Source organism: Corynebacterium sp. HMSC062A03 (assembly GCF_001811145.1).
Classification (GTDB): domain Bacteria; phylum Actinomycetota; class Actinomycetes; order Mycobacteriales; family Mycobacteriaceae; genus Corynebacterium; species Corynebacterium aurimucosum.
Genome location: NZ_KV803652.1, coordinates 52,473 through 70,623 on the forward strand (window position 1 = coordinate 52,473; position 18,151 = coordinate 70,623).

Below are 18,151 nucleotides of genomic sequence, written 5' to 3' on the forward strand. Positions count from 1 at the left end.
CTCAACCCTACGAAGGAGCTTTCCCACATGGACCTGAAAGCCTTGATCGGCCAGTTCTTCGACGAGAAGGGCAACATTGCCCTGCCGCCTCACCTGACGTTGGCGGGGCTCGCTGAACACGTCTATGCCGCGGAGCAGCAGGCGGGAATCCCGGATCGCCCGGTCATGCGCCAGTGGGTCTATACCGATAACCCGGAGGGCACCCCGCGCGATATCACCCGCTCCCAGGTCAATACCCGCATCAAGGCGGTAGCAGCACGCCTGCAGCAGGTAGGCAAGATGGGGGATCGTGTGGCGATCCTGGCGGGCAACTCTCCCGAGTACATCTTCGGTTTCCTCGGCGCGATGTACGCGGGCATGACGCCGCTTCCGCTCTACGATCCGAACGAGCCCGGCCACACCGATCACCTGCGGGCAGTCTTCGGCGATGCCAACCCGTCGATCGTGCTGACCAACAACATTTCAGCTGCGGCTAACCGAGCTTATTTCGCGGACCGCCCGGCGTCTGAGCGCCCGCGCATCATCTCCATCGACTCCCTGCCGGATTCCTTGGCGCAGAGCTGGGTGAACCCGCTGGAGACCGAGGAGGGCAAGGCGGCCCTGGCCGCGTTGCAGACCGCGCCGGTGGACCACCCGGCCTTCCTGCAGTACACCTCCGGCTCCACCCGCACCCCGGCGGGTGTGCTGTTGACCAACCGCAACATCATGACCAACGTGCTGCAGATCTTCACCGCGGTGCAGATCAAGCTGCCGGCGCGCGTGGTGTCCTGGCTACCGATGCACCACGATATGGGCATCATCCTGGCAACCTTCGTGACCATCCTGGGCTTCAACTTGGAAATCATGACGCCGCGGGACTTCGTACAGCAGCCCAAGCGCTGGATTGACCAGCTCAAGCGCCAGCCCATCGATGAGCAGCTGCAGGGAACCTATGCCGTGGTTCCCAACTTCGCCCTCGAGCTCGCCGCGCGCTACGGCGCCCCGGCGGAAGGTGAGACGCTGGACTTCAGCAACGTTGATGGCATCGTGATCGGCTCGGAGCCGGTCACGGAGTCCGCGGTGAATTCCTTCTGGGAGACCTTCGGCAAGGAAGAGTACGGCTTGCGCCGCGATGCCCTGCGCCCCTCCTATGGCATGGCGGAGGCTTCGCTGATTGTGACCACCCCGCAGACATTGGAGCGCCCGATTATTTCCCACTTCGACCGCGAGCGTTTGGCCGACGGCGAGGCGGTCATCGTGGAGAAGTCCGCGGACTCCGTGGCTTATGCCTCCTGTGGTCAGAGCGTCGTGGCTCAGCACCTGACCATCGTGGACCCAGAGACCAAGGCCGAATTGCCGGATGGCCGAGTGGGCGAAATCTGGCTCCACGGTGATAACCGCGCGGCCGGTTACCTGGACCGCGCGGAGGAAACCACCTCGACCTTCCACAACACGCTGGGGGAGCGCCTGAAAGAGGGCTCCCGCGTGCCGAACGCGCCGGAGGATAACAACTGGTTGGCCACCGGTGACCTGGCGGCAATCGTGGATAACCAGCTCTACATCACTGGCCGCCTCAAGGACCTCATCGTGGTGGCTGGCCGCAACCACTACCCGCAGGACATCGAAGGCACCGTGCAGGAGGCCTCGGGCCACGTACGTGCGGATTCCATCGCGGCCTTCTCCGTGGAGGGTGGTAGCACCGAGGAACTCGTGCTGCTCATTGAGCGCGCCGACGGCGCCAACCCAGCCGATGACGCCGCCGCGTCCGAAGCCATCCGCTCCGCAGTCTCCGCGCACCACGGCGTGACGCCGGCCGTCATCCAGTGGTTCAACGCTAATGAGATCAAGCGCACCTCCTCGGGCAAGATTGCCCGCCGCGTGGCGAAGAAGAGCTACCTCGCTTCCTAGGCCTTCCGAAACCACGCCTGTTCAACCCCCGTTTCCGCGCAACCGCGGAGCGGGGGTTGTCGCTGCCTGTGGGTATGTCGGTTATGAAACCCAAGTTAACAAAGTGGGATAATCGTCCGATAACCCCTATATACGCATCGATGTGCGCGCTTTTGTGCTGCGCAAAATCGACCGCACATTTAGTTAGTTTTAGTCCGCGTAAGAAAGCTAAAGATTTATGACCGTTGAAGAGCTTCGTGGCTGGCTGCGCACCTGGGTTGCGCAGACCACCGGCCTATCAGCTGAGGAAATCACGGACACCAAACCGTTGGAGAATTTCGGGCTGTCCTCGCGTGACGCAGTCGTCCTCTCCGGCGAGTTAGAAAACCTCCTCGGGATTAAGCTCGAGCCCACCGTGGCCTACGAGTACCCCACCATTGCGCAGCTGGCCGAGCGCCTTGTCAACGGCGCGGCCGGCACCTTGGCAGAAAGCGCGCCGCGTGAGGCTTCGCCGCGTTCTGCTTCCCTCGCGGGCGGGGATATCGCCGTCATCGGCTATGCCGGCCGTTTCCCGGGAGCCAAGAACGTCGACGAGTTCTGGACCATGCTCGTCGAGGGCCGCGCGGGCACCGGCCCGTTGCCCGTCGGGCGCTGGTCGGAGTACTCCTCCGACCCAATTACCAGCGAGAAGATGGAGCAGCAAAACACCGACGGCGGCTACATCGAGGACATCGCCTCCTTCGACGCCGAGTTCTTTGGCCTCTCCCCGCTGGAGGCAGCCAACATGGACCCGCAGCAGCGCATTCTCCTAGAGGTGGCGTGGGAAGCTCTCGAGGATGCCGGGGTGCCCGCCAACCAGCTGCGCGGCACCGCCACCGGTGTCTACATGGGCTCCACCAACAATGACTACGGCATGCTGATTACCGCCGACCCGGCGGAGATGCACCCTTATGCCATGACGGGTACGTCCTCAGCGATCGTGGCTAACCGCCTTTCCTACGCCTTCGATTTGCGCGGCCCTTCCCTCAACGTGGATACCGCGTGCTCGGCTTCCCTCGTAGCGGTCAACCAGGCGGTGAAGGATCTGCGCGTGGGTGCGGCCGATACGGCCCTCGCCGGCGGCGTGAACATCCTGGCCTCGCCGCACGCCTCCATCGGCTTTAGTGAGCTGGGGGTTACCTCCCCCACCAGCGCCATCCACGCCTTTTCCGATGATGCCGATGGCATCGTCCGCGCGGATGCGGCGGGCGTGCTCGTGCTCAAGCGCTTGGAGGACGCCGAGCGCGACGGCGACACCATCCACGCCGTCATCAAGGGCTCCGCGGTCAACTCTGACGGCCACTCCAACGGCCTGACCGCCCCCAACCCAGACGCGCAGGTCGACGTCCTCGAGCGCGCCTACGCCGACGCCGGCATCCGCCCGCAGGACGTGGACTACGTCGAGGCCCACGGCACCGGCACCATTCTCGGTGACCCCATTGAAGCCACCGCGCTCGGCCGCGTGCTGGGCCCGGGCCGCCAGGCCGCCAACCCGACCCTGCTGGGCTCCGCCAAGACCAACATCGGCCACTCCGAGTCCGCCGCTGGCGTCGTGGGCCTCATCAAGGTCATCGAAGGCATGCGCCACGGCGTCATCCCACCAAACATCAACTACGTGGGCCCCAACCGCTATATCGATTTTGACGCAGAGCACCTCGAAGTGGTCGAGGATCCGCGCGAGTGGCCTGAATACTCCGGCCAGAAAATCGCCGGTGTTTCCGGCTTTGGTTTCGGCGGCACCAATGCGCACGTCGTCCTTACGGATTACCGCGGGCTGACCCACCAGGACACCCCGCAGGTCGCCATCGGCGAGGGCCAGCCAGTAGCCCTGCCGGTCTCCGGTTTGCTGCCATCCCGCCGCGCCGCGGCAGCGGCTCACCTGGCGGACTACATCGAAGCGGAGAACCCGAACCTGCTCTCCCTGGCCCGCACCCTCGCGCGCCGCAACCATGGGCGTTCGCGTGCGGTAGTAACGGCGTCGTCAAGCGAGGAAGCTGTCAAGCGCCTGCGTCAGGTCTCCGAGGGGACCGTCTCCGTCGGGATCGCCGCGGCGGATTCCCCGACGGTGCACGGACCAGTCTTCATGTACTCCGGTTTCGGCTCCCAGCACCGCAAGATGGCCAAGGACATGATCGAGATCTCGCCGCTGTTCAAGGAGCGCTTGGAGGAGCTTGACGCCATCGTCCAGCGCGAATCCGGCTGGTCCATTCTGGAGCTGGTGCACGACGACGCCCAGACCTATAACACCGAAACCGCGCAGGTAGCCATCACCGCCATCCAGATCGCGCTGACGGACCTGCTCGCCACCTTCGGCGTGCGCCCGGCCGGCGTTATCGGCATGTCCATGGGGGAAATCGGCGCGGCCTATGCTGCGGGCGGAATCACGGCGGCCGACGCCATGCTCATCGCCTGCCACCGCGCGCGCCTCATGGGCGAGGGCGAGGCTTCGCTGCCGGAGGACCAGCAGGGTGCCATGGCCGTCGTCGAGCTTTCCGCCGAGGAGATCGACGCCCTGCCTGGTTCCATCGAGCCTGCCGTCTACACCGGCCCGGGCATGACCACCGTGGGCGGCCCGCGTGAGGAGGTCCTCGCGCTGGTGGAGCGCCTCGAGGGCGAGGGCAAGTTCGCCCGCGCGCTCAATGTCAAGGGCGCTGGCCACACCTCCGCCGTTGACCCGCTCCTGGGTGAGCTCTATGCAGAAATCGCTGGCATCGAGACCCGCCCGCTGCACACGACGCTCTTCTCCTCCGTGGACCGCGGCAAGGTCTACCGCCCCGGTGCGGTGCTGCACGATGAGGACTACTGGATCCGCATGACCCGCAAGCCCGTCTACCTGCAGGAGGCGGCGGAAGCGGCGTTCGCGGCCGGCCACATGCAGATCGTGGAGATTTCCCCGAACCCGATTGCGCTGATGGGCCTGATGTCCACCGCTTTTGCCGCGGGCAAGGCGGATGCGCAGCTGCTCTACAGCCTGAAGCGCAAGGTGGAGCCCACCGAGTCACTTCTGGACCTGCTGGGCAAGCTCTACGTTGCTGGAACGCCGGTGGATTACACTAAGGTCTTTGGCTCCGGCGCGCTTGTCGACGCCCCCCATACCCACTTCCGCCGCCAACGTTTTTGGACCAATGCTCGTCCGTCTTCTGGTGTGTCCGGTCTGCCGGGTGCGCGCGTGAGCTTGCCGGAGGGCGCGGTGGCTTTCTCCACGAACGCCGACCAGGCGCCGAGCGCGCTGGCCATCCTGGAGGCTGCCGCCGAGGCCGTGACCCCGGGCGCCCATATCGCGGCGAGCGAGGAGCACCTCGACCTGCCCGCGAAGGGCGAGGTCACCACGATTGTCCGCCGCACGCTGGGCGGGCTGTCGCTGGCGGTGCACTACGTGGACGGAGCAAGCACCAAGCTTGTCGCGGAGGGCTTTGCCTCGACTCTCAACCTTGCCGAACCCGCTGCGGCCCCGGAGCCGAGCCTGCCGCAGGCTGTGACCGCGCCGCAGTTCGCGGACCCCGACGTGGGCGCCGATGCCGTGCGCTGGGACCCGGCGACGGAGAGCGTGGAGGAGCGCTTGGCACTCATCGTGTCGGAGTCCATGGGCTACGACGTCTCCGATCTCCCGCGCGAGCTGCCGCTCATTGACCTGGGCCTGGATTCGCTCATGGGCATGCGCATCAAGAACCGCGTGGAGAATGACTTCCAGATTCCGCCGCTGCAGGTGCAGGCGCTTCGCGACGCCTCCCTCGCCGACGTCATCACCATGGTTGAAGAGGCCGTGTCCGAGCAGCCCGGTTCTGCCGCACAGGCACCGGCCGACGCGGCTGCTGAAGCTGGAACCGCGAGTACTGACGCACCTTCCGCACTCACCGAGGCCGACCACACCGGCGCGAACGACACCACCGTGAGCGCGAAGGGCGGCGCAGATAAGCCGAACGGCGAAAGCGGCGGCGCGGACGAGAACCGCGAAGGCGTAGGCGTCGCACCGCGCGATGCCTCCGAGCGCATGGTCTTTGGTACCTGGGCCACCTTCACGGGCAAGGCCGCGGCCGGCGTGACCTCTGCGCTGCCGCAGGTCAGCGATGAGGTCGCCGCAAAGATTGCCGAGCGCCTCACCGAGCGCGCCGGCATCGAGGTCACCGCACAGCAGGTCCAGGAAGCCGAAGCCCTGGAGAATTTGGCAGACCTGGTCCGCGAGGGCCTGGAGACCGAGGTCGAAGGCAATATCCGCGTGCTGCGCGAGGCCGAGGGCCCGGCCGTCTTCATGTTCCACCCGGCCGGCGGCACCACCGTGGTCTACCAGCCGCTGACCCGCCGCCTGCCTGCCGATATCGCCGTCTACGGCGTGGAGCGCCTCGAGGGCAGCCTGGAGGATCGCGCCGCCGCCTATATCGAGGACATCCTGCACTACGCGCGCGGGCGCAAGGTCGTGCTCGGCGGCTGGTCCTTCGGCGGAGCGCTAGCCTACGAGGTGGCCTACCAGCTGCAGGAGCGTCAAGCTCGCGGCGAGGATACTGCTGAGGTTGCCTTTATCGCTCTGCTGGATACCACCCAGCCGGCTAACCCAGCGCCGAAGACACTGGAGGAAACCAAGGCCCGCTGGGGGCGCTACGCCGCCTTCGCCAAGAAGACCTATGGCCTCGACTTCGAGCCGCCCTACGAGATGCTGGAGACCGTGGGCGAGGATGCACTCATGGCCATGCTCGCGGAATTCCTTAGCTCCACCGACGCCTCTGAGCACGGCCTGTCCGCCGGCGTGCTAGAGCACCAGCGCGCATCCTTCGTGGATAACCAGATTCTGGGCTCGCTGGATATGGGACGGTGGGCGTCGGTAAGCGCGCCCGTCATCCTCTTCCGCTCCGAGCGCATGCATGACGGCGCCATCGAGCTCGAGCCTGCCTATGCGGAGATTAACCCGGACGGTGGCTGGGGCGTTATCGTGAAGGATCTGGAGATTGTGCAGCTGCCGGGCGACCACCTGGCGGTTCCCGACGAGCCCGCAATCGGTATCGTGGGCAAGCACATGGAGGAATGGATCGAGGAGAAGATTCGGAAGTGACTAGCACCGCTGACAAGCTAGCGGATCTACGCGAGCGCCTCGAACGCGCCCAGGATCCCGGCAGTGAACGCTCCCGGGCGCGCCGCGACGAGGCTGGGCGTTCGACTCCGCGCCAACGCATCGCCGCGCTTCTCGACGAAGGCTCCTTCGTCGAAACCGGCGCCCTGGGCAAGACCCCCGGTGACCCGGATGCGATTTACTCCGACGGCGTGGTCACTGGTCACGGCCGCATCAATGGCCGCCCGGTGTGTATCTACGCGCACGATAAGACCGTGTATGGCGGTTCCGTGGGCGTGACCTTTGGTAAGAAGGTCACCGACATCATGGATTTGGCCATCAAGATTGGCTGCCCGGTTATCGGTATCCAGGATTCCGGTGGTGCGCGCATCCAGGACGCGGTGACGTCTCTGGCCATGTACTCCGAGATTGCCCGCCGCCAGCTGCCGCTATCTGGCCGTAGCCCGCAGATTTCCATCATGATGGGTAAGTCCGCTGGTGGTGCGGTGTATGCGCCGGTGACCACGGACTTCATCATCGCCGTCGATGGTGAGGCGGAAATGTACGTGACGGGCCCGAACGTGATCAAGGAGGTCACGGGCGAGGAAATTTCCTCCCACGACTTGGGCTCCGCGCGCCAGCAGGAGCTCAACGGCAACGTGTCTGTCGTGGTGCCCTCGGAGGATGAGGCCTTCGACCTAGTTCGTGACTTGCTGGATCATTTGCCTCTGACCTGCTTCGACGAATCCCCGGTCTTCGATGCGCCTTCTGATGAGGAGGTAGCCCAGGACACCGAGCTGGATTCCTTCATGCCGGATGATACGAACGCCGGCTACGACATGATGGACCTGCTCACGCAGCTTGGCGACGATGAGGATCTCATCGAAATTCAGGAAAACTACGCCCCCAACGTCATCACTGCCTTTGGTCGCATTGATGGCAAGGCCGTGGGTTTTGTGGCCAATAACCCGATGCATTCAGCGGGTTGTATCGATGCGGATGCCGCCGATAAGGGCGCGCGCTTTATCCGTATTTGCGATGCCTACAACATCCCGCTGGTCTTTGTGGTGGATACGCCGGGTTACCTGCCGGGCGTGGACCAGGAGAAGGCGGGCTTGATTCACCGCGGCGCGAAGTTCGCGTTTGCGGTGGTGGAGGCCACCGTGCCGAAGGTCTCGCTCATCGTGCGCAAGGCTTATGGCGGCGCGTATGCCGTGATGGGCTCGAAGAACCTGACCGGTGATATCAACCTGGCGTGGCCGACGGCCCAGATCGCCGTGATGGGCTCGGCCGCCGCCGTGGTCATGATTGCGGGCAAGCAGCTCGAGGCCGCCGAGACCCCAGAGCAACGCGCGATGACGAAGAAGATGTTCATGGACTTCTACGACGAGACCATGACCGCACCCTATGTCGCCGCGGAGCGCGGATACCTCGATGGCATGATTAAGCCCTCCGAGTCGCGCTTGGCCCTGCGCCGCGCGCTGCGCCAGCTTGCCGATAAGCAAGAGAAGGACCTGCCCAAGAAGCACACCATCTCCCCGCTCTAGCGTCCTGGGGGTTAACTGCCTCGTGTTAGCTGCTCCCGGGATGCATGCTCACTGGGCGACCTAAGCCTCCGCCGCGCGCCCCAGGCACGGGGCGTAACGTTTGGGACCGTTTCGTACGATAGGCATAAAGTCTAGGAATTCAATCAAAGGAGAACCCCAATGCTTTCTAGCGCCCTTGACCTCGGTGGCGACATCATCAATCTCGTCATCATGCTGCTCAACCAGGCAGGCGTGAACGTTGGCGCCCTGAGCTCGAAGTAAGCCAGCGCTTCTAGCCCCTCCTTGTGGAGGGGCTTTTTAATCCCAGACCGGGCTGGGGATGGGGATTGGTGGAGCGCCGTCGGGAGGCAGCCATGCCATGCGGCCCTCAACTCGGTCGATGCGCCCGCGATATGTGGGTCGGGCGGGGTCATCGTCATTGATGGCGTTGTGATATTTACATAGCGGCACGAGGTTGTCGAGGTTGGTCGGTCCGCCATCCTGCCAGCGCCTTATATGGTGCATCTGGCACTCCGCGGCTGGTCGTGTGCAGCCGAGCCAGGCGCACGTCGGATGCTCTGCACTGAGCAAAAGCCGCTGTTTATCGTTGGCAAAACGGCTCCCGTAATACAGATTCACCGGCCCCTCGACCGGGTGGAAGAGCGAGACAAAGCCTCGCTCGGCAAACTGCGTGCGGAGAAATTCAGCGCCGGTCATGGTGCCGCCGTCAGTTGCTTGCAGAATAATATCGTCGCCCTCACCGCGCACAATCTTGTCCAGCTGCTCTAGTCGCACAATCACGTGCGCATGCAAGGCTGGCTTCGGTGCGCCGCCGCCGGAAAAGACTTCGTGGACGGCCTTCAGCAGGTCGTCGGAGGTGGCCTTAAGCGTGCCCACCAGATTGGCAATCGCGCGCGGACGGTCCGTGATGATGAGTTTGTGCATGCCTCCCGCACCACGCCGCACGCGGACGCCGGGGCTAGGCTCGGGTTTAAGTTCCGAGAGCCTTAGCTTCGCCACGCGCGCAATCTCGCCCTCGGGGGTCGAGCACAATTCCACTCGCAGATCCCAAGCTTGGCGTGAGTTTTTGACGCGTGCCACATGACGCTCAATCTGCAGCAGCGTATCCAGCGCATGGTCCGTCTCCCGCGCACGGCGCTGCTTGGCAGTGAAAGCAGTCTGGCCAAAATAAACGCGGTGAAGTCCTTCGAGCTGCCGCGCCATGCGTGGCGTCGCCCCCAGCGCGAGCATCTCCTCGCGCGTGTGGCCTGCGCACAAGGACACGACGTGCATGCCGCGAGCGAGTGCCCCGAGTAAGTCCCCCAACTTCATGGCTCACACCCTAAACCGGTCTGAAGTGCCCCGCAACCGGAGCGCTAAACTCCCAGCTCAAACACCCGAACGTAAGGGGTGAATGTACCATTTCGACTGGGAGTTAGTTGTGACGCGTTGGACTCCGGCGGAAGTTAAGGATGAAAGCAGGCCCCCGGCGTCGTGTAGGACGAATTGGCAGTTCAAGCACAAACCTTAGGCGCGGGAGCGGGACGCAAAGGCCGCGATGGCTCGCCAGCCAAAGAAGAATAGCGCCGACATCACGGTGGCCACGATGAGGAAGGACCAGTGCGGCAGGCGCCCGTTGACCAGCATCCACAAAGCCATGCCGCCGATGACGGCGCTCAGCCACACGACGGCGCCCTCCTTCCACAGGCCGCTTAGCTTCGTGGCCATGATGATGACCCAGCCGACGAGCGCGCCCACGGTCCACGGCCAGAAGGCATCAACCCAGGAGCTAAAACTTAGGCCACCATGCGCCAGGCGGGCGAGGATGGCGAAGAGTACGAGAGCGAGGACGTCGATAAGCGGGGCAACGCGCATTTAGGATTCCTTCCGGTTCAACGCCGCGTAAGAAAAGCCATCGCGGGCGTAGTGGGCGAAGTAGATGACCCATCCAATGATAGTGATGAGCGCAAAGGAAATAAGCCGGTAGATGATGGCCGCAGAGGTGGCGTGCACCACGGTCAGGCCTGTCGCCACCAGAGGGGTGATGAGCGCGGCCTCCACCGTGCCCACACCACCCGGGGTGACCTGCGCGGACCCAGCCAGCTTCGCAGCCAGGAAGGCCAGGGCTACACCGGCTAGTGTGGTGTCGTCAGCACCGGCGCGTAGCCACGGGATCTCCCCGGTTACCGCCCACACGGAAGCCCATAGCGCGGCCATATCGGCCAGGCGGTGAACCAGCGACGCCCCGGCAACTACAACAAAGGGGCCGCGCGAAAGGTGGACCTCGCCCAGGTTGCGGACTTCTTGGATCGCGCGGTCCCGCTTCGGGCCGGGCCGCAGCTTGCGCAGCCAGCGCTCAAGGGTCACCGGGTGCGAGGTCAGCCAGAAGATGCCGCCGAGTGCCGCGAGCATGAGGGCGATGGTCGTGATCAGCGAACCCAAAGCCATATCTGCGTTGAGGAAAAACACCCCGCCCAGGCCAATGAGCGCGAGGAACATCGAGCTAATGATCGAGGACAAAAACAGGAAGTAGCTGCACAGCGCCACCGACGCGCCCCAGCGGCGCTGCACCTGGAAGGTGAGCAAAGCCGAAAAGGCAGGGCCCGCAGGCAGAGTCGTGGACCAGGCATTGGAGGCCAGCGTGATGGCGTAGGTCTCGCGCAGCGGCACCTCAACGCCGCCGGCACCGATGAGCCGCTTCATTACCTCCGCCATACCCGCGATGGACAGCAGCGCGAAGAACACCACCAGCACGACGGGGAAAGGTTCGGCGTGGCGCAGGCGGCGCAATCCCTCGGAGATGAAGTCCAGCTGGTCGCGGAAGAACCACGCCAGCGCGGCCAGAATCAGCAGGGAGATTATCCAGGTCAGCCAGTTCTTCTTCATTGACCATCCGTGGAATTGAGGCGCTTGACCAGCTCAGAGAAGGGGATGAGCTCCTCGTCAGTATCGGCACTGCGGTTCCCGCGTACGGCGGCTTCGTTCGCGGCGCTTGCCGACGCCCCCTCCACCTCGACCTGTTCAGCCGGAGTCACGGGGGAGTAGTGCGGTTCTGCCTGCTCGGTGGACCCAGTCGAAGAACGCGGATCGTCCCGCTCGCTAGTAACGGCGGGGGACGGCGCAGCCTGTTCAGTCGGTGTGGCCTCTTCGTTGTTCAGTACTGGGGCGGTGGGCGCCGGCTCGGCAGCCGGGGAGTTCTCGCCGCCGAGGCGATGGGTCAGGCGGGTGAGGAAGCGCGGGGCCCACCAGTTGTCCTCGCGTAGAAGGTGCATGACGGCGGGGACGAGGAGCATGCGGACGATGGTGGCGTCGATAAGCAGTGCAAAAATCATGCCGAAGGCGATGTATTTCATCATGACGATGTCGGAGAAGCCAAAGGCTCCCGCGACCACAATCATGATGAGCGCGGCCGCCGTGATGATGCCGCCGGTGTGCGCGGTACCCGCCGCGATGGCCTCGTCCGTGGAAGCGCCCCGGCGGCGGGCTTCTACCATGCGCGAGACTAGGAAGACCTCGTAGTCCGTGGACAAGCCAAAGACGATGGCGATGATGAGCACCAGAATCGGGCTCATCAGCGGGCCGGCGGTGAAGTTGAGCAGGCCGGAGCCGAGGCCATCGACGAACATGAGCGTCAAGATACCCAGCGTGGCACCCAGCGAGAGCAGCGTCATGATGATGGCCTTCAGCGGCAGGATGAAGCTGCCGAAGACCAGCGCCATGAGGATGAAGGTGGCCAGCACCACGTAGAGGGCCATCCAAGGAAGGGTCTCAAAGAGCGCGTCGAGGGACTCGACCTCCATGGCCGGGGTGCCGCCTACATAAAGCTCCACGCCGTCGGGTGCCTCAATGTTCTCGAGCTCGTGGACGATTCGTGCGTAGTCCTCGCGGTCCTGGATACCGGCGCCGAGGACGGTGGTGCCGTCGACGGTCGCGGTCTTCGGGCCCATTGGCTCGGTAAGGCCTTGGATGGAGCGGGCTTGCATGACGACGTCGACAAGCTGCTCATTCGTCGCGTTCTTCACCACCAGCTTGACCGGCTCGGTGCGGAAGGAGGGGAACTGCTCGTTGAACTGATCCTGCGCCACGCGCGCGTCTTGGTTGGGCGGCAGGTAGGTCTCGTTGATACCGCCGAATTTCACGCCCAGCACCGGCAGGGCCAGCGCGATGAGCAGGGCGCAGATGGCGGTGGTCATTAGACCCGCGCGGTCCATGGCCCAACGCGGCAGCTTGTACCACCAGGTGTCCTCAATCCGGCGACCACGACGCGAGGTCTTGCGCACGGTCCACTTATCGATGTTGGGTCCGAGCATGCCAAACAACGACGGCAGCACCGTCACCGACAGCAATGCCGCCAACCCCACCGCGGAGATCGAGCCATAGGCCACGGATTTGAGGAAGGCCTGCGGGAAGAGGAAAAGCCCGGAGAGGGATACGGCCACCATGGCGGCGGAGAAGACCACGGTTTGGCCGGCAGTAGCGGTGGTGATCGCCACGGCCTCCTTGGTATCGCGTCCCTTGTCCAGCTCCTCACGGAAGCGGGAGACCATGAACAGGCCATAGTCGATGGCCAGGCCCAGTCCCAGCAGCGTGACGACGGCCTGCGCGAACACGTTGACCTGCTGGAAGCCAGCCAGGATGGAAAGAATGCCTAGTGAGCCCAGGATGGACAGCCCGCCCACGACGAGCGGCATGAACGCCGCCACGACGGAGCCGAAGACCACGAGGAGCAGCAGGCCGACGAGCGGCAGGGCGGCCTTCTCCGCGCGGGAGATGTCTTTGGACATGCCTTCATCCAGTGCGTCGGCCACGGCGGTGGCACCCGCGACCTGCACGGGCAGCCCACTGGAGTGCAGGGAATCCTCAATGGTGCGGAAGTCCTTGAGGGTCTGCTCGCCGTCACCTTTGAGCCCGATGGCGGCGAAGGCCGTGGAGTGGTCCTGCGTGATGAGGTTCGGGTTGCGCTTATCAAAGTAGCTGGTGACAGAGTCAATCTGTTCCGGATGCTGAGCCTTGAGGTCATCCAGAAAGGCCTTGGCCTCGGTGGCGTGGGCATCGGGATCGTCGAAAAGCAGGATGACGTCGCCGGAATTATCGCGGCCGAAGGTCTCCAGCTCGATCTGTGCCGCGCTTGTCGACGCCGCCCCCGGGTCCTCCCAGCCCTCCTGACTCATGCGCTCCTCGAGGCGGGTGCCGAAGCCGAAGAAGAGGCCAAGGATGAGACCCACGATGATGAGCGGGATGACCTTGCGGTGGGCATAGGAAAAACGGCCCCAGGAATAAAACATGCGGCTCCTAACTGTGCTCGGGCGCGCGGTCCGGAAGCAGCGCGGACAGCGGGCGGAAAGGCTGCAGCCAGGCGCCGCCTGGAGGCAGGTTGTCCAGGTTAACGCGGGGCAGCGGTTCGCGGAAGACGCCGTCGATGTCTTCGAGGTCGACGAATTCGATGTCGGGGTGGGTCAGCGCCCAGGAGGCGTGCTCGTGGAAGCCGAGCACACAGGTGGGCAGACCGGAAGCAGAGAGCTGCTCCAGCAGGTGCTGGAAGTTCTGGCCGTCAGCAGAGGCCACGATGACACCGGAGAGGTTCTCGCGGTTGGCCTTGATGTATTCGACCATGTCGGGGTCGACATCATCGTCGTCGTGAAGCTTTGGCTTGGCGAAGACGGCGAAGCCGACGTTGCGGATAGCCTCGACCCAGGGGCGGATGACGTCGGCGCCGCCGGGAGTGACGTTGGTGAAGACGGCGGCTTCGGGGGTGGCGTCGTTGTCAAAGGCCAGCTCTACCAGCCAGCGGCCGATGGCATCAAAACGTGGGCGGTAGGCGGCGGTGGGGCGCCCGCCGAGGATGGCGCCGAGCCCCATATCCATGTTGGGCGCATCCCACACCAGAAGGTAGGTGCCGGCCATTACTTCTTCTCCCAGAGGTACTCGGTGATGACGTGTTCCTTATCCAGGCCCTTGCCCTCAAACTTGGTGATGACCTGGCGGTCCGTCAGGATGGGGCATTCCGGCCAGGGCCAGCCCTTGTAATCGAGGGAGGGCTCGACCTCTACGAGCTCGTCGATCCACTCGGCGTAGCCGGCGTGGTCGGTGGCCACGTGGAGCACGCCGCCGGGTTTCAGGCGGGAGGCGAAGAGGTTGAGGGTGCCGGATTGGATGATGCGGCGCTTGTGGTGGCGGGCCTTGGGCCACGGGTCCGGGAAGAAGATGCGGATGCCGTCGAGGGACTCGGGCGCGAACATACGCATGAGAACTTCGATGCCATCGCCGCGGACCATGCGGATGTTCTCAATATCGTTGCGGACAATGGAGCCCAGCAGCTTGGCTAGGCCTGGCTTGTAAAGCTCGACGGCAACAATGTTGGTGTCCTTTTCCAACGGGGCCATCGCAGCAGTGGAGGTTCCGGTGCCGGAGCCGATTTCCACGATGGTCTTAGCCCCCTCGCGGTTGAACCAGGCGGGGATGTCGAGGGGTTCGTCGGCAAGCAGGCGTCCCAACTGAGGCCAGTGCTCCTCGAAGAGGGCGTTCTGGTTGTCGGTGAGGGTGCCGCGACGGAAGGTCACGTTGCCGAGGCGTGGGTAGTCCAAATCATTGTTGAACTCGGCGTTGAAATCCGTCTGGAGGCCGCGGCCATGAGGCATCTGCGCGGCGGGATTCTGGGAGGAGTCTGCACTATTCATCAGTTGACATTGTTCCCTTAAGCAGGGGTGAGGGGCAACGTGCCGCGCCGTGGAGGGTGGAGGGTGCCTAGGCGGAGACAGATCAGGGCTCCGCGGGGGTAATAGGACGGGCGTACTGGATGAGTGATGCTTAGAAACAGAGCCCCCGTATGGGGGCGATTGGGGGCGGTGGGTGCCATATTTCACACTTCGCTGTCCTCGACATAGTCGACATGAGCTGGGTGGATATAACCGGGGTGGCGGGCATTACACGTTCTGTTATCACCAGTATCCGTACTCTGGTTGGTGAAACGTCGATAGGGGAAACCTTCGGCGATATAAAGCACCCTGGCCACACCGACCACAGGAGAATGTGAGATGACCGCAACTATTAAGGGCCTTGTAGGTGAACTGCCCACGAAGAACGAGAAGCTTATTTCGTGGATCAGTGAGAGCGTCGAGCTCTTCCAGCCGGAAGAAGTCGTCTTCGTAGATGGCTCCCAGGAGGAGGCTGACCGTCTCGCCGCTGAGCTCGTGGAGAAGGGCACCCTGATTAAGCTCAACGAGGAGAAGCGCCCGAACTCCTACCTGGCGCGCTCGAACCCGTCGGATGTCGCGCGCGTGGAGTCCCGCACCTTCATCTGCACTGAGACTGAGGAGGACGCAGGCCCGACCAATAACTGGGCCCCGCCGGCGGCCATGAAGGAAGAGATGACCGAGGCCTTCCGCGGTTCCATGAAGGGCCGCACCATGTACGTGGTGCCTTTCTGCATGGGCCCCATCAGCGACCCGGACCCCAAGCTCGGCGTGCAGCTTACTGATTCCGCTTATGTTGTGCTCTCCATGCGCATCATGACCCGCATGGGTCAGCAGGCTCTGGATAAGATTGGTGAGAACGGCGATTTTGTCCACGCCCTACACTCCGTTGGTGCTCCGCTGGAGCCGGGCCAAGAGGATGTTGCGTGGCCGTGCAATGACAAGAAGTACATCACGCAGTTCCCGGCAACCAAGGAGATTTGGTCCTACGGTTCCGGCTACGGCGGAAACGCCATCCTGGCCAAGAAGTGCTACGCGCTGCGTATCGCTTCCGTCATGGCGAAGGAAGAAGGCTGGATGGCAGAGCACATGCTCATCCTGAAGCTCACCAACCCGGAGGGCAAGAAGTACCACATCGCGGCCGCCTTCCCGTCCGCCTGCGGTAAGACCAACCTGGCCATGATCACCCCGACCATCCCGGGCTGGAAGGCTGAGGTTGTGGGCGATGACATCGCCTGGATGAAGCTGCGCGAGGACGGCCTATACGCCGTCAACCCGGAGAACGGTTTCTTCGGTGTGGCACCGGGCACCAACTACGACTCCAACCCGATTGCCATGAAGACGATGGAGCCGGGCAACACCCTGTTCACCAACGTCGCGCTGACCGACGACGGCGATGTCTGGTGGGAGGAAATGGGCGAGGCCCCGGAGCACCTCATCGATTGGCACGGCAACGATTGGACCCCGGCTTCCACCACCAAGGCGGCGCACCCGAACTCCCGCTACTGCGTGCCGATCACGCAGTGCCCGTCTGCCGCTCCGGAGTTTGATGACTGGAAGGGCGTCAAGATTGACGCCATCCTCTTCGGCGGCCGCCGCGCAGATACCGTTCCGCTGGTGACCCAGGCCTTCGACTGGAACCACGGCACCATGATTGGCGCCCTGCTCTCCTCTGGCCAGACCGCTGCCGCTGAGGGCAAGGTCGGCGCCCTGCGCCACGACCCGATGGCCATGCTGCCCTTCATGGGCTACAACGCCGGTGACTACCTGCAGCACTGGATCGATATGGGTGAAAAGGGCGGCGACCGCATGCCAGCCATCTTCCTGGTGAACTGGTTCCGCCGCGGTGAGGACCGCCGCTTCCTGTGGCCGGGCTTCGGCGAGAACTCCCGCGTTCTCAAGTGGATTGTGGACCGCATCGAGGGCAACGTCGACGCTGTCGAAACCGTCGTGGGCCACACCGCTCGCCCGGAGGATATCGACCTCACCGGCTTGGACTTCGACATCGAGGACGTCCGCGAGGCACTTGCCGTGAACCCGGCCGATTGGGCTGGCGACATGGAAGACAACAAGGAGTACCTGACCTTCCTGGGCTCCCGCGTTCCGTCTGAGGTGTGGGACCAGTTCTCCGCGCTCAAGCAGCGTGTTGAGTCTGCCAGCTAGTCTTCGCATCTAAAGAATGCTCCCCTGCGGGGGAGCATTCGGCGTTTTACGGGGGATTAAGCGCGTAGGACGAGGACCAGGTTGGAGGTGAGGAACTCGCGAAGCACCGGCACCTTGGTCACCCACCAGGCCCAGGCAGGGTGGTAGCGCGGAAAGGCTGCGAGGAGCTGCGAGCCTTGCGACGTCATGCCGCGCGCCCAGTCCAGACCTTCGCGTGCGGAAAGCGCAAAGAGCGAGGTGCCGAAGACGTTCTTCGGCGGGTGGCCGTGGCGGCGGATATAGCGGTCGCGGGCGAACTCGCCGCCCACGTAGTGCTCCCACAGGCCGGTCTCGTGCCCGCCGAAAGGTCCCAGCCACACCGTGTAGCTCAAGATCACCAGACCGCCGGGCTTGGTCACGCGCAGCATCTCCTCGCCCATATCCCACGGGTTCGGGATGTGCTCGGCCACGTTGGAGGAATACGTGATGTCGAAAGTGTTATCCGCAAAAGGCAGGCACGTGCCATCGCCGCGCACTGCTTGGGCCACTGAGATGCCGGCGGCGGCCATTTCACCCACGTCCGGCTCCAGCCCCACATAACTGGCACCGCGCTGGGCAAAGGCGGAAGCGAAATAGCCGGGCCCGCCCCCGACGTCGAGCACGCGCGCGCCGGTGAGGGACAAAGAATGATCGCGGGAGAGGGCGTCGACAAGCGCGGCGGTGTCTTGGGCCAGACCGCCATAAAAGATCGCGGGTGCTGTCTGCTCGAAGCGGAAGGAGCGCAGCAGCCGCCAGGAGCGGCGCAGGGTGGCCAAGGCGCGGGTGCGTTTCATAACCCACTAGGC

The 18,151-nt window shown here is 64.1% G+C and carries 11 protein-coding genes; 4 read left to right on the forward strand and 7 right to left on the reverse strand.

Features of this window, described 5'->3' with window-relative positions:
* Window positions 1–27: 27 nt before the first annotated feature.
* From HMPREF2781_RS04155 to HMPREF2781_RS04165, 3 genes are all read left to right on the forward strand, one after another.
* Window positions 28–1,887 carry a FadD32-like long-chain-fatty-acid--AMP ligase gene (locus HMPREF2781_RS04155; protein WP_070644497.1) on the forward strand — a complete coding sequence of 620 codons (1,860 nt, stop codon included), beginning with the start codon at window positions 28–30 and terminating at the stop codon, window positions 1,885–1,887.
* A gap of 217 nt (window positions 1,888–2,104) precedes the next feature.
* A complete protein-coding gene (locus HMPREF2781_RS04160; RefSeq protein ID WP_070644498.1) occupies window positions 2,105–6,949 on the forward strand; it encodes a type I polyketide synthase in 4,845 nt (1,614 codons plus the stop codon).
* Complete coding sequence (locus tag HMPREF2781_RS04165) at window positions 6,922–8,493, forward strand: acyl-CoA carboxylase subunit beta (RefSeq protein WP_070644499.1); 1,572 nt, start codon at window positions 6,922–6,924, stop codon at window positions 8,491–8,493. The genes HMPREF2781_RS04160 and HMPREF2781_RS04165 overlap by 28 nt, the downstream gene beginning before the upstream one ends.
* A 297-nt stretch (window positions 8,494–8,790) precedes the next feature.
* Here the strand turns inward: HMPREF2781_RS04165 and HMPREF2781_RS04170 are convergent, their stop codons facing one another.
* The 6 genes from HMPREF2781_RS04170 to trmB form a co-directional block, all read right to left on the reverse strand.
* Window positions 8,791–9,804: an HNH endonuclease signature motif containing protein gene (locus HMPREF2781_RS04170; protein WP_070644500.1), complete on the reverse strand. Its 1,014-nt coding sequence runs from the start codon at window positions 9,802–9,804 to the stop codon at window positions 8,791–8,793.
* Window positions 9,805–9,999: 195 nt separating this feature from the next.
* Window positions 10,000–10,347, reverse strand: a complete 348-nt coding sequence (locus HMPREF2781_RS04175; protein WP_070443304.1) for a DUF3054 domain-containing protein — start codon at window positions 10,345–10,347, stop codon at window positions 10,000–10,002.
* Window positions 10,348–11,358 (reverse strand): lysylphosphatidylglycerol synthase transmembrane domain-containing protein, encoded by a 1,011-nt coding sequence (locus HMPREF2781_RS04180; protein WP_070443306.1) that lies wholly within the window; start codon window positions 11,356–11,358, stop codon window positions 10,348–10,350. It abuts the gene before it with no gap.
* The gene (locus HMPREF2781_RS04185) at window positions 11,355–13,757 is read right to left on the reverse strand and encodes an MMPL family transporter (RefSeq protein ID WP_070644501.1); all 2,403 of its coding nucleotides are present in this window, start codon (window positions 13,755–13,757) and stop codon (window positions 11,355–11,357) included. Before HMPREF2781_RS04185 ends, HMPREF2781_RS04180 begins: the two co-directional genes overlap by 4 nt.
* Window positions 13,758–13,764: 7 nt before the next feature.
* Entirely contained in the window at window positions 13,765–14,376 is a 612-nt protein-coding gene (locus tag HMPREF2781_RS04190; protein WP_070644502.1) for an NYN domain-containing protein, read from the reverse strand.
* Window positions 14,376–15,149 (reverse strand): tRNA (guanosine(46)-N7)-methyltransferase TrmB, encoded by a 774-nt coding sequence (gene trmB, locus HMPREF2781_RS04195; protein ID WP_070443313.1) that lies wholly within the window; start codon window positions 15,147–15,149, stop codon window positions 14,376–14,378. Before trmB ends, HMPREF2781_RS04190 begins: the two co-directional genes overlap by 1 nt.
* Window positions 15,150–15,506: 357 nt before the next feature.
* Between trmB and HMPREF2781_RS04205 the strand changes: the two genes are divergently transcribed.
* The gene (locus tag HMPREF2781_RS04205; RefSeq protein ID WP_070644504.1) at window positions 15,507–17,327 is read left to right on the forward strand and encodes a phosphoenolpyruvate carboxykinase (GTP); all 1,821 of its coding nucleotides are present in this window, start codon (window positions 15,507–15,509) and stop codon (window positions 17,325–17,327) included.
* 56 nt (window positions 17,328–17,383) lie between these two features.
* Here HMPREF2781_RS04205 and HMPREF2781_RS04210 read toward each other — a convergent pair whose 3' ends face one another.
* Entirely contained in the window at window positions 17,384–18,139 is a 756-nt protein-coding gene (locus tag HMPREF2781_RS04210) for a class I SAM-dependent methyltransferase (protein ID WP_070644505.1), read from the reverse strand.
* Window positions 18,140–18,151 lie beyond the last annotated feature (12 nt).

Bases quoted from the DNA above. Each gene is read 5' to 3' on its own strand.
- HMPREF2781_RS04155 (WP_070644497.1), top strand. From the start codon at position 28: ATGGACCTGAAAGCCTTGATCGGCCAGTTCTTCGACGAGAAGGGCAAC.
- HMPREF2781_RS04160 (WP_070644498.1), top strand. From the start codon at position 2,105: ATGACCGTTGAAGAGCTTCGTGGCTGGCTGCGCACCTGGGTTGCGCAG.
- HMPREF2781_RS04165 (WP_070644499.1), top strand. From the start codon at position 6,922: ATGGATCGAGGAGAAGATTCGGAAGTGACTAGCACCGCTGACAAGCTA.
- HMPREF2781_RS04170 (WP_070644500.1), bottom strand. From the start codon at position 9,804: ATGAAGTTGGGGGACTTACTCGGGGCACTCGCTCGCGGCATGCACGTC.
- HMPREF2781_RS04175 (WP_070443304.1), bottom strand. From the start codon at position 10,347: ATGCGCGTTGCCCCGCTTATCGACGTCCTCGCTCTCGTACTCTTCGCC.
- HMPREF2781_RS04180 (WP_070443306.1), bottom strand. From the start codon at position 11,358: ATGAAGAAGAACTGGCTGACCTGGATAATCTCCCTGCTGATTCTGGCC.
- HMPREF2781_RS04185 (WP_070644501.1), bottom strand. From the start codon at position 13,757: ATGTTTTATTCCTGGGGCCGTTTTTCCTATGCCCACCGCAAGGTCATC.
- HMPREF2781_RS04190 (WP_070644502.1), bottom strand. From the start codon at position 14,376: ATGGCCGGCACCTACCTTCTGGTGTGGGATGCGCCCAACATGGATATG.
- trmB (WP_070443313.1), bottom strand. From the start codon at position 15,149: ATGAATAGTGCAGACTCCTCCCAGAATCCCGCCGCGCAGATGCCTCAT.
- HMPREF2781_RS04205 (WP_070644504.1), top strand. From the start codon at position 15,507: ATGACCGCAACTATTAAGGGCCTTGTAGGTGAACTGCCCACGAAGAAC.
- HMPREF2781_RS04210 (WP_070644505.1), bottom strand. From the start codon at position 18,139: ATGAAACGCACCCGCGCCTTGGCCACCCTGCGCCGCTCCTGGCGGCTG.